Source organism: Nocardia sp. MH4 (genome assembly GCF_019266065.1).
GTDB classification, from domain to species: domain Bacteria; phylum Actinomycetota; class Actinomycetes; order Mycobacteriales; family Mycobacteriaceae; genus Nocardia; species Nocardia canadensis.
Map to the genome: position 1 here is coordinate 89,872 of NZ_LPNR01000106.1, position 14,803 is coordinate 104,674.

Consider the following 14,803-nt stretch of genomic DNA (forward strand, 5'->3'; position numbering starts at 1 on the left):
AAGGCTGGTCGCAAACCTCGAGTACGCGGCGAGCAGCGAACCGGCTGCTGCTGCATGCCCGTTCCGGGTTCGGCCGCACCAACGAAACCAGGAAGGGTTTCGTCGCCGCAGGAACTCGTACAGTTTCGGCCTCTCCAGTGAGAGCGCGAAGGGGCTGGGCTCTGCCCCGGATTAACGGCAGCGCCGCCTGATTGATTCAGTCGGTGCTGTTGTGTCGGCGAGAGATGCCGTAGCAGACGAGCAGATCACTGATTCGCTGTTGGACAACCCAGACCTGCGGATCGTCCGGATCCAGGAGCGCTTGGCGGTCGACGGAGTCCATTCCCATGACCGGTTTGGACGGGCCAGGCGGCGTGTGAGTTCCCGCGGCGATGTGACTGACCTGCACTTCGCCTCATGTTGGTGGGAATGGCGGCCCGGTGTCGCGCCTCGTTGAGCGGCGGTGCCCGAGCTGACCGTGCCGGGTGGCTACTCGGTGGAGTGGCTGAACAGCAGAGTTGGCTCGGAGAGGATGTCGCGGCCGAGCTCAGCCAGGTAGATCGTGTCTACGCTGCCGAACTTCGCCTGGCTGTAGTCGAGTCCGAGGTCGGCTGCGGCACGGCGGACCGAGGATTCGTCGGGGCCCTCGATTTCTAGGAAGGTGGGCAGGTCCGGCCAGGTGTCGAGATCGAAGACGACATCGCCGAGGCTCCACTCTTCGCGGTAGTTCTCCTGGTACCGGGTCTGTGTGAGCCCAATCGCGGTGAGGATCTCGGCCATCGCGTGCAGGTCGCCGACGGCGGTCTCGACCTCGGTGGTGCCGTCGATAGTGGTCGAATCGGTGACGCGTTTGAGCGTCAACCTCGTTCGGGTGCCTTCATCTCGGAGGCGGACCCAGGCTCCTTCGGGCACCATCTCGCCATCGAAGATCTTGCGGGTCAACAAGGTCCGAGGGAACCGCTGTGTCGCACCGAGCGCCGCGAGCTTCGCTCTGATCGCGTCGACGTCCACCGCCAAGAAGGTGGCTTCGTATTCATGCTTCATCGAGCTCGCGCCCCTTCGTCGAGGTGTTCAGACTTTGCAGCGAAAAGTACACCCACGTGGGGGCGTGGTCGTGGACTTGGAGCAGTCCAAGGAACGGTTGTTCGATGAGCGGGGCACGCACCGTTGCGCGCCGGCCCTCTCGCAGGTTCGATTCCTCGGCGGGGCACATCGAAGATGGGAACGCGGATGACCTGGGCAGATGCTCCGGTGAGCTGATTGTCGAAGCGGATTTCGCACTTGGCTGAGGTGGGCTGCGGTGTTCACTCTTGCCTGTAGGTCCCCGATCGCTGGGCCTCGATCTCACACTCCCCCTCGGCCGATAGCTTCGGGCGTGGACCACGAGCGAAGTCGATCTCCCGGGTTCGATGATGATGGTGTCGAAGCCGGTTTCGTTCAACGAAACCGGCTCTCCTACTTGTCGGTGCAGCTGCCAAGCTCCCGCCAATTCTCCTCCAGGATCAGGCTTGCCAAGAGTCACCCCCGGGCTGTCAGACCGCTCCGATAGCCTGTGGCAGCGTCCCTAGTCCCTTCCAGAATCCGGAGAACCAGCCATCGTGTCTGTCCTGTCCGGCTTTGTGTGGAGTGTCGCAGACACTCTCCGCGGCCCTTACGCCGAGGCTGAGTACGGCTCGGTCATCCTTCCCTTCACGGTGCTGCGCCGCTTGGAGTGCGTCATGGCCCCGCACCGAGAGACGATGGCCGAGATCGTTTCGCGGTTTGAGGGTGAGCAGCAGCGTCGCACCCACCTGAAGATCAAAACCCGGACGGAGGACAGTGCGGGGCTGTCGTTCTGGACGACGAGTGACTACACGCTTGAGAAGGCGCTGCAGGACCCGGACAACCTCTCCGCGAACCTCATCGACTATGTCGGCGGATTCTCGACGAACCTGGACGTGTTCAAGTCCTTCGACTTCGAGAACGTGATTCGCACCCTCGATACGCGTGAGCGGCTCGCCCAGGTGGCCCGCCACTTTGAAGGGATCGATCTCTCACCTGCTGCCGTCTCGAACGCTGACATGGGCGATCTGTTCGAGAACCTCATCTACCGGTTCGCGGAGTCCGCCAATGATGGCGCCGGGCAGTTCTACACCCCCCGCGACGTCGTCCGGCTGCTCGTCGATCTGGTCTACGCCGAGGACACGGAAGCTCTGCGCGAGCGCGGAACGGTTCGCTCTATCTACGACCCCACAGTCGGTACCGGCGGCATGTTGACCGTCGCCGACGAACACCTTCACGGGATCAATCGTGACGCTTCGACGGCTCTATTCGGGCAGGAGATCAACCCACGCACCTACGCTATCTGCAAAGCCGACCTGCTGATCAAGGGGCAAGACCCCTCCAATGTCCGTCAGGGTGACACGCTCGTCGTTGACCGTTTCGAGGACAGGCGCTTCGACTACGTGCTATCCAATCCGCCTTTTGGCACCGACTGGAAGGCTGTGGAGACCCAGGTCAAGAACGAGCACGCCCGCGGCGGTCAAGGCCGTTTCGCCCCCGGGGTGCCTGCCGTCGGTGACGCCGCCATGCTGTTCTTGCTGCATGTCACATCCAAGATGCGTGACGTCGACGAGGCCGGCCGCGGAGGCAAAGCTGGCATCGTCCTGAACGGTTCCCCGCTGTTTAACGGAGGCGCGGGTTCAGGGCCCTCTGACATCCGGGGGCATATGCTCGAGAAGGATTTGGTCGAGGCTATTGTTGCCCTGCCAAATGACATGTTCTACAACACTGGCATCGCCACGTATCTGTGGATCCTCTCCAACGCGAAGCCCGACGATCGCAAAGGCAGGGTTCGGCTGATCGACGCCACCAGGCTGGGCTCGAAGCTGCGCAAGTCGATCGGCTCCAAACGCGTCGAGATCTCCAAGAAGCACCGCGATGCGATCGTACGAGTCTTTTCTGGGGCAGCGAACGAGGACGACGAAAGCGCGGTGCCAGTCAAGGTGTTCGCGAACCGGGATTTCGCATACTGGACCGTCACCGTTGAGCGTCCCCTTCAGCTCCGGTTCCAGTGCACGCCCGAAACGATTGCTGAGGTGGCTGAGCACAACACGTTGAGCAAGATCGCCGGACTGGTCGAGGCCCTTGAGGCGTTCGGGGACGAGCCGTACCTGAACCGGGAGAAGTTCAACCGGGAGCTCACCGGCCACCTTCGCGAGCACAACCTCAGCCTGACCGCGGCCCTGCGCAAGACCCTCTGGCAGACTATCGGCGTTCATGACCAGACCGCCGACATCTGCGAGTACACGTCAGGCGTCCGCAAGGGCGAGCCGGAGGCCGACCCGACGCTGCGTGCCACCGAGAATGTGCCTTTCGGATGGGGCGGATACCCCAAGACCCATGAGGCCCTCGAAGTGACTGCGCAGGCCTATTTCGACGCCGAGGTCAAGCCCCATGTCAACAACGCCTGGATCGACTGGACCAAGACCAAGACCGGCTACGAGATCCCATTTACCCGACACTTTTACACCTACGAGCCGCCCCGGCGGCTTGGGGAAATCGACGCTGACCTGAACCGAGTAGTCGGCGAGATTATGGATATGCTCCGCGAGGTGGAGGCGTGAGTTTCGTGGCACCGAGCGCCGTCGCGGAGCGGGTTCACAAGTGGCTGGGGGAACTTCCATCAGGATGGACGGGTGCCCGGCTGTTCGAGATCGCGGACGCCTGGACGAGCAATGTCGACAAGCACACGGTGGAAGGTCAGCTGCCGGTAAGGCTCTGCAATTACGTCGATGTATACAAGAACGACTCCATCGTGGGCTCCCTCGATTTCATGATCGCGACCGCCACGCGTGAGCAGATCAAGAAGTTCCGGATCCGAGTTGGAGACACACTTCTTACCAAGGACTCCGAGACCGCAGACGACATCGGCATCCCCGCGTTCGTAGAGTACGAAGCGAAGGACCTCATCTGCGGCTATCATCTGGCGATTGTCCGTCCAGATCGACGCAAGGCTGTACCGAAGTTCCTGTACTGGGCGCTGCGGTCCGAGCCCATCGCCCGCCAGTGGGGTGTCACCGCAGCGGGTGTGACCCGCGTCGGAATCCGCAGCACTGACCTGAGCAAGGTCACAGTCCCACTTCCGACGCTCGACGAGCAGAGCGCCATCGCCGATTTTCTGGACCACGAGACGGCTCGCATCGATGCGCTCGTGGCAAAACAGGAGGAACTGCTGAATCTGCTCGCAGAGCGGAAGCGATCGGTGCTCGATCACGAGCTGTCAGAGGTCTGTGGCGAAAAGCGTCGCCTTCGATGGCTTTACCGACCTTCCAGCGTGGCCAACAAACCTGATGAGGAAGTGTTGTCGGTCTACCGAGACCACGGCGTTGTCCCGAAAGCCTCGCGTTCGGACAACTTCAACAAGACACCGGAGAACGTCAACCGATACCTGTTGGTTCGCCCTCACGACTTGGTGGTCAACAAGATGAAGGCCTGGCAAGGGTCGCTGGGTATCTCTGCTCATCGCGGAATTGTCAGCGGCGACTACGAGGTACTTCGCCCGACCACTTCAGATCTGGATCCAGACTTCGCTCACTTCATTCTCCGGTCGCCAGAAATGATATTGGCTTACCGAGTTCGTTCCCGAGGGATTCGACCCTCCCAGTGGCGCTTGTACTGGCAAGACCTGGCCGACATATCAGTTGTCGTTCCCCCTTTGACGCAGCAGCGAAGTGCTGCCATCCGGATCAAGACAGAAACCGATGCGATCGACGCCCTGATCGCCAAAGCCAAAGAGCACATCGCCCTTGCCAAGGAGCGCCGATCTGCGCTGATCACGGCAGCGGTAACAGGGAAGATCGACGTATACACAGTATGAATGGCGGACTGAAGAAGATGGCGGCACACGACGGCACACGCGAGGCCGCGTTTGAGGCCGAGATCGCCGAATATCTCGGCGCGCACGGCTGGGAATACAGCGAGACTGATGACGGATACGACGTAGCGCGGGCGCTGTGGCCCGAAGACGTGTACAAGTGGCTGTCCGAGTCGCAGCCCGACGAGTACGCCAAGGTTGTCCGGGTCGGCACCGGGGCAGAACAGGCGGACCGTGAGGCGCTGCTGGACTCCCTCGTGTCTCGGCTGGACACGCCGATGAGCTCGGGCGGTGGCACTCTGAACGTACTTCGAAGGAAGTTCTCCCACACGCGCGGCGCGACGGCGCACCTGCGGATGTGCCAGTTCAAACCTGCCACGACGCTGAATCGGGAAGTCACCGAGCACTACCGGAATGTGCGGCTGCGGGTAGTTCGCCAGGTGCACTTCTCGCCGAAGCGCGGAGATTCCCGTTCGATCGATCTGGTGTTCTTCGTCAACGGACTACCGGTGGCGACATGCGAGCTGAAGTCGTTCTTCAAACAGCAGTGGCGCAGTGCGGTCAGTCAATACCGCACGGACCGGAGCCCAGCGGGACAGCCGCTGCTAGGGTTCGGCACTCGTGCGTTGGTGCACTTCGCGGTCGACGATGACCAGGTCCACATGACCACGAAGCTCGCCGGCGAGAAGACCTACTTCCTGCCCTTCAACCGAGGGCACGAGGACACGGGTGCAGCTGGGAATCCACAGAACAAGAACGGCGCCGCCACGTCCTACCTGTGGGAGCAGGTGCTGCAGCGGGATAATTGGCTGGCAATCCTTGGTTCGCAGATGTTTCTGAAGACCGAGGCTGATGAAGATCCCGCGACGGGAAAGATCAAGCGGTCTACGACGTTGATGTTTCCGCGGTACCACCAGTGGCGCGCGGTGAGGAAGCTCGTGCACACCATCACCGAGGAGGGGCCAGGTCGCCGGTACCTGATCGAGCACTCCGCTGGATCAGGTAAGACGAACACCATCGCGTGGACCGCGCACAGACTTGCTCGGCTTCACGACCCGGCGAACGAGAAGGTGTTCGACAAGGTACTCATCGTCTCCGACCGCCGAGTTCTGGACGCGCAGCTGCAGCAGGCCGTCGAGCAGGTCGACGACACCGTCGGCACCGTCGCGGTCATCGATTCCGCAGCTGTGCGCCGCTCCGGTGGCTCGAAGTCCCGGGCGCTGATGGATGCGCTGACCGGGTCATCGCTGATTATCGTGGTCACCATTCAAACGTTCCCGTACGTAAAGGGTCTCTTGGAGACCTCGTTGGGCGACCGGAACTTCGCGGTGATCGTGGACGAGGCGCATACCTCTCAGTCCGGGAAGACGGCCTCGGATCTGAAGAAGGTTCTCACCGACGACGGTCAGGTCTCGACTGAGGAACAGGTCGATACCCAGGATGTCGTCAATGAGCTGGTAGAAGCTGACGTAGCGCGGGAGAGGCAAATCGCTGCCGAGACCGCTGCCCGTGCCGGTGCGGCGAACCTGTCGCTGCTCGCGTTCACCGCGACCCCCAAGGCCAAGACGAAGATGCTCTTCGGCCGACAGGACGATGGCGGGAAGCCTGTGTCGTTCGACGTCTATCCGATGCGGCAGGCGATCGAGGAAGGGTTCATCCTCGACGTACTGCGCGGCTACCAGACATACAAAACTGCCTTCGAGATCGAGGTGCGCGGCGATAATGGCGTTGTCACCTCCATCACCGGCGGCGCTGGAACCGACGATGGCGGAGACCGTCTGGTCGATCCGAAGGTCGCAACCCGGAAAATCATGCGGACCGCGAACCTGGATCCGACCAACATCGGCCAGAGGGTCGAGATCATCGTCGAGCACTTCCGCACAAACGTCGCCCACCTTCTTGACGGGCACGCAAAGGCTATGGTCGTGACCGATTCGCGGCAGGCTGCGATCCGCTACAAGATCGAGACCGACAAGTACCTGGAGCAGAAGCGCTACGGGTATCAGACGATCGTGGCGTTCTCGGACAAGATCAGCGACGACAAGTACGGGGTGGTCGATGCCACCGAGGCAACGATGAACCCCGGCCTCGGCTCGGATCTGGCCCGTGAGTTCCGTCGCCCCGAGTATCGATTGATGCTGGTTGCTGACAAGTTCCAGACCGGGTTCGACCAGCCGCTGCTGTGCGCCATGTATGTGGACAAGAAGCTCCCGGACGTCCACGCGGTGCAGACGCTCTCGAGGTTGAACCGCACCTACCGGGCACCTTCTGGTGAGGTGAAGGACCGTACGTTCGTCCTCGATTTCGTCAACGACCCCACAGAGATCCAGGAGGCGTTCCTCACTTATTATCTTGAGGCGCACGTCGAGACCGCCACGGACCCCAACCTGGTCCATCGGCTCGCGGCGAAGCTCTCCGAGGCGAGGATCTACGTGCCATCCGATGTCGAACGTTACGCCGAGGCATGGTGGGCCCCCACCCAGTCGCACGCCGCGCTGGCGGCGGCGGTCACCCCCGCCCGTGACGAGTTCGCCGGCCGGTGGGCCGAGGCAGCCGACAAGCAGGATCAGCAGGCGCTCGATGATCTGAGGACCTTCCGCAAGGACTGCGGTTCGTATGTTCGCCTGTACGACTTCATGTCCCAGGTCGTGGACTACGGAACTAGCGACCTGGAGAAACTCGCAGAGTTTCTGCGCCAGCTGACCAGACTGCTCCCCACTGATGAGCCCGGTGCCGACGTCGACGTATCTGGGCTGGAGCTGCGACGGGTCCATCAGATCGACCAGGGCAAGGCTGATATAGGCCTATCCGGGGACCAGCCGACCCCGGAGCTGCGGGGGATCAGTGGGGTCGGATCACGGGCATCGCGTCAGGACCCACAGCAGGAGCTCTTGTCCGAAGTGGTAGCCCGCATCAATGCCCTGTTCGGCTCCGAATTCGCCGACTCGCAGATCGAAGGGTTCGTGATTGCCGCGGCAGGGATGGCGGGGGAGGATCCTCGCCTTGCCGAGCAGATCGATCACAATGCGCAGGACCAGTTTCTTGCTTCGCCCGACCTTCGCGAGACGTTGACCGACGCGGCCGTGTTGAACGAGGGCGCGTTTGGGAAGCTCACGGGCGCACTGACGGGTGACAACGACCGTGCGGACGAGCTCATCCGTATCATCGGTCAGTACCTCTACCAGTCGCGTCGGCTTCGGGTGACCGACGAGCCCATGCCGGGGGAGCCTGACGCAGCTCCGGGCGAGTGACCGCTTGGGCACGGCCGTCTTGAAGACCAGGTCGACCCCGGACTGTGGGCGGAGCTGAACTGAAACAACAGGTACGTCGCGGAGGGACGGTTTCATGGAGAACGCGCACCCGGCAGTTCGAGTCGTTCTTCAGGACCCCAAGGACTTACCATTCTCTGACCAAGATCGCAACTCGGTTGGATTGGAACAGACGACGAGCGTGTCCTTGGCGCGGGCTCTTGCCGTGGGGTGCCTCCACCGCCTCGATCCAGGTCTCACATCCGTTAATGTTTGGGATCCTGCGGCGGGTTCAGGATTCGCTGGCTATGTCCTCGTCGAAGCGCTGCGGTCGGCCGGAATAGGGGTCCGGTATCGCGGCCAGGACATCAGCGAGGCTGCGGTGTCGACCAGCATGCACCGTTTCGAGGGTGTTCCCGACGTCGAGCTCGCAGTCGGGAACACCCTGGAGCGGGATGAGTTCCGCGACTTCGCAGCCGATTTGGTGATCGTCGATGCGCCGTCGGGTATGAGCTGGACGAATTCGGCGAGGGCGGTCGAATCCCGTCAGAGCGAGGGCGAGTTCGGATTTGGCGTCCCGCAGCGTTCTGACAGCACGTGGCTTTTTATCTCACTTGCGCTAGAGAAGCTGCGTCCGCCGGTAGAGGGTGGCGGGCGAGTCGCAGCATTGGTCAACCCCGGAGCACTGAGCGCAGGCGGTGCCAGCGCTGCTGTGAGGCGAAGCATCCTGGAAGCCGGTCTGCTTGAGTCCGTGACGCGGCTGCCCGAGGGGTTAGCGCCGAACACGTCCATCCCGCTGTACCTCATAACCTTCACCAACAGGACAATCGAAGCCAGGCGGGGCCAAGCGCTGATCGCCGATCTACAGACGCAGTTCACCACTGAACGTAGGTATAGGGCGATGCCCGCGTCTGCATTGTGGGAGCTTGAGTCAGGTCTGAGGACGGGGAAGCCGGGACCCCGTAACCGACGCATCGGTCTCCGGCAGTTCATCCGCAGGGATGCCCGACTCTCTAGACGCTCGAGCGAAGGGCGCCAGCTCTCATGGCGCCTCACGACGTACAACGATACGGCGATCGACGCCCCGCTCGTGGAATCTCGCTACGGCCTGGGTTCCCACGTGTCGATTGACGAGGAGCCGCGTGAGACCTTTGACCTGGACCCCAGTCGCATCTTTGGAGACAACTCGCAGGAACTGCTGAAGGACATGCAAGTGAAAGGATGGCCGAGCCGACGGCTGAGCTGCCTCCTCGCGACAGAACCCGAAACGGTCCAGGGCCCAATCGAAGGGGCCCGCGAGGGGCAGCTGTTCATCCCGACGACCCGTGACAGGAGAGTCACGGTTGATATGCCTGACAACGAGCTCGGTGGTCGAATCCTTTCGGTCCGGCTCGACGGCGATCTGGTGCAGCCGGGGTTTTTGGCTGCGTGGCTCAACTCTGAGCAGGGGATTGCGAGTCGGCGCCGGGCGATCGACGCTAGCAGCTCAGGCACTTATGTGCGGGCACTGAGGTCAGACACAAGTTCGTTGATGCGCTGGGCCGACGACCTCATCGTCCCTGTGCCCGGACCGGCGACGCAGCTGGCGCTCGCTTCGGCGGACGAGCGCCTCGCCTCCTTCCACGCTGAACTGAACAGCGAGAGAGAGCGGGTCTGGGCTTCTCCTGAGAACGCGGAGGAGGTGGTGAGTAAGTTCGCGAACGCGTTTGACGACTCGCTCACCGTATGGTTCGAGCAGCTTCCATTCCCAGTCGCATCGGCGCTTTGGACCGCTGAAACCGCGACGTCGCTCGGCGACAAGCTACAGGCATACCTCCATGCTTGGGAGGCCCTTGTAACCTTTCACGCGACCGTGCTGCTGTCTGCTGGCCGCAGCGATCCTGGCAGCAGCGCCGAGGTCGAAGCTGCCATATGTAGGACTTTGCACGAACAACACATTGGCATCGAACGGGCCTCGTTCGGGACCTGGACGGTCATCCTGGAGAGGACTTCCAAGAACTTGCGGCGCACCCTCGAAAGCGGTGATTCGGACGAGGTCGCGCGCATTCGCGTAGCATTCGGCGACCTCAGCGAATCGGCGATCGAGCGGTTGATATCGAAGGATCTCGTGAAGAAGTTCAACGAGCTGAACGTCAAGCGCAACCGGTGGCGCGGACACGGAGGGCACACGTCTGAGGAGGAGCGCCGAGCACAAGTCGATTCCCTGGTATCCGACCTCCGGGAGCTTCGCCGGATTCTCGGGAACGTCTGGGCGCAGCTGCTTCTCGTCCGCGCCGGAAGCGCCAAGCGCGGGCGCGACGGGTACGCCCAAGCTGCAGAGCTCGCGGTTGGCACGCGATCACCGTTCGTCACAAAGGATTTTCGGGTGGGCGAGGCAATGCTCGACGGCGAACTGTACTTGCTGCAAGATGGATCGCAGTCTCCGCTGCGCCTTTGTCAATTCGTCCAGCTCCGCCCAACTCCGCGCACTGCTCAGTACACGAGCTACTTCTATAACCGCACTGAAGGGGCCAGCGTTCGTATGATCAGCTACCAGTTCGGGCCGGAAAGTGAAGTGGAGGACGATGCGGCGAGATTCCGCGACGAGTTCGGGGCGCTGGTGTTGGGATGCCGCTGATTCTCGGACCCACCCTCCACAGCGTCGGCATCGACCCTGTGGCCGGGCAGGTGATTCGGCACGCCTGTATCCACGCCTATGTCAAGGAGCGCAACCGCGATGGACAGCTCGTAGCACCACCATCCCGTGTCGTGGTGGGAAGAGGTTGACGCGTGGCTGAGACTGGGGTGCAGATGAGGTCAGGGATCTACGGGCGGGGTTCGATGGGGTTGGTCGACAGGTTCACCGGTTTCGACTACGGCTACCGCATGCTCTGCGAATGCGAAGCTCTGGTGACGTTGTCGGCGCAGCAGTACTGGGAACAGTCACACGGATCGCTCTGGTGTGAGGGGTGCCAGGACGACGTGAATTTCGGACCATACACGGTGCAGCTCCGAGACCCGGACGACCCACTGCTGTCAGACGAGGCGGTCGCTCGCCATGCCTGGTATCACACCTCGAAGTATCGGGATTGGCCAGCGGCAGAGGAGTTTCTGGAGGAACGGGCGAAGCTCTTTGCTGAGCATCCGATGCGTGGGTCGGTCGATCTGGAGGAGATCGCCGAGCTGGGTTCATCGAAGGCGCTGCACGTGGGGACGTACGAGACCGCCATCGAGAACATGCTGCGCCGCATGCGCGACCAGACAGAGGTGGGTGTCCCCTTTTACCTTCACCGTGTCGGACTTGAGCTCGGCCCTGGGGATCTCAACGAGGGGTACCTGGACGAAAACAACGATGGCGTGTCTCAGGTCGCGGTGTCCAAGCTGAGAGATCAAGGACTGCGGGCGCTGCGGTATCTGAACGTACGTGAGTCGATGGGTTCCCTCTCGTTGGCACTCGATCCAGCGGCGATAGCCAGTGTTCAGACGATCGCGCTGCCGGTACACGCACTTGCACCGGTGGCTGACCCCTCTCACCTTCGGTTGATGCATGAGTTCGACCAAGTCGAGAACGAGAACCGGGCCAAGAGCGCATCAGGTCTGGAGGCTGGCTTCCGGGCGCTTTTCGGCGACGATTATGAGCAACTCCGTCAGGCGAGGACGTCACGCGCCGCAGCCAGATATCGACCGAGTCCCGACAGTACCAGCCTATTGGAGACCTCGTTCCTGGATGGTGTAGGACAACCGGTGTGCGAGGACTTTAGCGATGCCCTGAGTCACTGGCACTCCGCTGAAGACGCTGACACGGCATCGTTTTACGAGCAATTCCGGGCCTTGTCCGCTGTATTGACCCGCGAAGAAGAAGTCGTCGCCGTCCTGAAAGCTCAGCCCCTGCGTCGACTCGTCTAGTCGGGTCCTCAGGCAGGCGTCCTGACCACGTGATACCCGTCCGGCCCGGCCCCAGGAAGATGGGCCGGACCGGCTAGTGCTCGGGTATGAGAGTTCGTGCTCGTCTGGGCCAACCCTGTACGGCTCAGATACCCGACAGCCCTCGGATGCGACGAGGGCTGTCGGGCCCAGGACTATCCGAGCAGAGCGGCGAGCTGTTCGCGAATTCGCTGAGCTGCGCTTTCAGCGTTGTGGTGCCGGTTGCGGATTCCTGCGACGATGTCGTCAGGCGCTTTCGACAGGAAGGCGTCGTTGTTCAGCTTCTTCTCGGCGGTCTCGATCTCCTTGAGCGCGCCGGCGAGATCCTTCTCGAGACGCCGCCTCTCGGCCTCGACGTCGATTGCCTGTGACAAGTCGAGACTGATGCGCGAATCGCCGACTGGCAGCGTGGCGGTGGGATCGAAGTCGGTGGTCGGGGGGTCGAGGCGCAGCAATTGACGGATGGCCACCTCGTGGTCGGCCAGGGCCGCGGTGAGGTCGAGCTCGGCGGGCACCCGCTGGCTCGAGCGCACACCCTGCTCGGATCGGAACCGTCGAATATCGGTCACGAGTTGCTGGAGCTGCGCGACTGTGGCTTCGGCGTCGGGGTCACGGAAGCCGGAGTCTTGCGGCCAGGAGGCGATGACGACCGATTCTTTGCCGGTGAGGGTTATCCACAGTTTCTCGGTGACGAACGGCACGAGCGGGTGCAGCAGGCGCAGCAAGGTATCGAGAACGTGCCCGAGGACCCGACGGGATGCCTCTGCGGGCGAACCACCTTGGGCGAATACAGCTTTGGACAGCTCCAGGTACCAGTCGAAGGTTTCATCCCAGGCGAAGTGGTACAGCAGGTCGGACAGTTTCGCGAACTGGTAGTCCTCGAAGTAGGCGTCGACTTCGGCGATCACGGTGTTCAGTCGCGAGAGAATCCACCGGTCGGTGACCGACAGTTCTTCGGTCGGGGGCAGCGGCCCGGTGGTGGTGGCACCGTTGAGGAGGGCGAATCGGCTGGCGTTCCACAGTTTGGTGGTGAAGTTGCGGCTGCCCGCGACGGTCTCTTCGGCGATGGGTGCGTCGGTGCCGGGGTTGGCGGCGCGGGCTAGGGCGAAGCGGAGGGCGTCGGTGCCGTAGGCGTCCATCCAGTCGATCGGGTCGACCACGTTGCCGAAGCTCTTGCTCATCTTCTTGCCGTGTTTGTCGCGCACCATGCCGTGCAGGGCGATCTCGGCGAACGGGGGTTGTCCGGTGGCGTAGAGGCCGAACATCATCATGCGGGCGATCCAGAAAAACAGCAGGTCATACCCTGTGAACAGGACAGTGTTGGGGTAGAACTTGGCGAGGCTTTCGGTGTGGTCGGGCCAGCCCATGGTCGAGAACGGCCACAGGGCTGAGGAGAACCAGGTGTCGAGCACGTCGGGGTCTTGGGTCCAGCCCTCGGGGGCGGTGTCGTCGGGTCCGACGCAGATGGTCTCGCCGGTGGGGCTGTACCAGATGGGGACGCGGTGTCCCCACCACAGTTGGCGGGAGATGTTCCAGTCGCGCAGGTTGTCGACCCAGTCGAAGTAGCGACTGGCCAGCTCGGGTGGGTGGATGGCGACGCGGCCGTCGCGGACGGCGTTACCGGCGGCTTTGGCCAGTGGTGCGACTTTGACCCACCATTGCATCGACAGGCGGGGTTCGATGACGGTGCCGCAGCGTGAGCAGTGGCCGACAGCGTGGGTGTAGGGCCGTTTCTCCGCGACGATGCGTCCCTCGGCGCGCAGGGCGGCGACGACGGCGCTGCGGGCTTCGAGCCGGTCGAGTCCTTGGAACGGGCCGGGGGCGGTGATGATCGCGTGCTCGTCCATCACCGTCAGCGAGGGCAGGTGGTGGCGATGGCCGATCTCGAAGTCGTTCGGGTCGTGGGCTGGGGTGACTTTGACCGCGCCGGTGCCGAACTCGGGGTCGACATGTTCGTCGGCGACTACCGGAATGCGGCGGCCGGTCATCGGCAGTTCGATCTCGCGGCCCACGAGGTGCTGGTATCTGGGGTCGCTCGGGTGCACGGCGACGGCGGTGTCGCCGAGCATGGTTTCGGCGCGGGTGGTCGCGACGACGATCTCGTCCTCGCCGTCGCCGTAGCGAATGGAGACGAGTTCGCCGTCGAGGTCTTTGTGGTCGACCTCGATGTCGGAGATCGCGGTGGCGCAGCGCGGGCACCAGTTGATGATGCGTTCGGCCCGGTAGATGAGGCCGTCGTCGTAGAGGCGTTTGAAGATCGTCTGGACCGCGCGGGATAGGCCCTCGTCCATGGTGAAGCGCTCGCGGTCCCAGTCGACGCCGTCGCCGAGGCGGCGCATCTGGTCGGAGATGGCGCCGCCGGATTCGGCTTTCCATTGCCAGACGCGCTGTTCGAATGCTTCGCGGCCGAGGTCGTGGCGGGAGAGGCCCTCTTTGGCGAGTTCGCGTTCGACGACGTTCTGGGTGGCGATTCCGGCGTGGTCCATGCCGGGCTGCCAGAGGGTCTCGTAGCCCTGCATGCGTTTGCGGCGGGTGATGGCGTCGATCTGGGTGTGTTCGTAGGCGTGGCCCATGTGCAGGCGGCCGGTGACGTTAGGCGGCGGGATGACGACGGCGTAGGCGGGTTTGTCGCTGGCGGCGTCGGCTGTGAAGTAGCCGTTGTCTACCCACCGTACGTACAGCTCGCCCTCTAGCTCTACCGGTACGAACGTCGTCGGCAGGGTGGTGGGGTCGATGCTGTCTGTGCGGTGGGTTTCGGTCACGGTGGACCAGCATATTGGCTGAGCATCGATGCTTTCACGGCCGCCGGTCGGAGTCG

The 14,803-nt window shown here is 62.8% G+C and carries 7 protein-coding genes; 5 read left to right on the forward strand and 2 right to left on the reverse strand.

From position 1 onward, the window contains the following. Nucleotides 1–468: 468 nt before the first annotated feature. Complete coding sequence (locus ATM97_RS18860) at nt 469–990, reverse strand: class IV adenylate cyclase (protein ID WP_218719352.1); 522 nt, start codon at nt 988–990, stop codon at nt 469–471. A 608-nt stretch (nt 991–1,598) separates the two neighbouring features. Between ATM97_RS18860 and ATM97_RS18865 the strand changes: the two genes are divergently transcribed. The 5 genes from ATM97_RS18865 to ATM97_RS18885 all read left to right on the forward strand — a co-directional run bounded on the left by ATM97_RS18865 (nt 1,599) and on the right by ATM97_RS18885 (nt 11,967). Next, nucleotides 1,599–3,584 carry a class I SAM-dependent DNA methyltransferase gene (locus ATM97_RS18865; RefSeq protein WP_308248545.1) on the forward strand — a complete coding sequence of 662 codons (1,986 nt, stop codon included), beginning with the start codon at nt 1,599–1,601 and terminating at the stop codon, nt 3,582–3,584. Then, nucleotides 3,581–4,837 (forward strand): restriction endonuclease subunit S, encoded by a 1,257-nt coding sequence (locus tag ATM97_RS18870; protein ID WP_218719353.1) that lies wholly within the window; start codon nt 3,581–3,583, stop codon nt 4,835–4,837. Before ATM97_RS18865 ends, ATM97_RS18870 begins: the two co-directional genes overlap by 4 nt. Continuing rightward, nucleotides 4,834–8,085, forward strand: a complete 3,252-nt coding sequence (locus tag ATM97_RS18875) for a type I restriction endonuclease subunit R (RefSeq protein ID WP_218719354.1) — start codon at nt 4,834–4,836, stop codon at nt 8,083–8,085. Before ATM97_RS18870 ends, ATM97_RS18875 begins: the two co-directional genes overlap by 4 nt. Nucleotides 8,086–8,179: 94 nt before the next feature. Next, on the forward strand, nt 8,180–10,699 hold the full coding sequence (locus ATM97_RS18880; RefSeq protein WP_218719355.1) for a class I SAM-dependent DNA methyltransferase: 2,520 nt from the start codon (nt 8,180–8,182) through the stop codon (nt 10,697–10,699). Between the two features lie 152 nt (nt 10,700–10,851). Then, the gene (locus ATM97_RS18885) at nt 10,852–11,967 is read left to right on the forward strand and encodes a hypothetical protein (protein WP_218719356.1); all 1,116 of its coding nucleotides are present in this window, start codon (nt 10,852–10,854) and stop codon (nt 11,965–11,967) included. Nucleotides 11,968–12,140: 173 nt separating this feature from the next. On the opposite strand, the gene ATM97_RS18890 is transcribed toward ATM97_RS18885, so the two are convergent. Beyond that, nucleotides 12,141–14,747, reverse strand: a complete 2,607-nt coding sequence (locus tag ATM97_RS18890; RefSeq protein WP_374104881.1) for a valine--tRNA ligase — start codon at nt 14,745–14,747, stop codon at nt 12,141–12,143. Between the last annotated feature and the right edge of the window lie 56 nt (nt 14,748–14,803).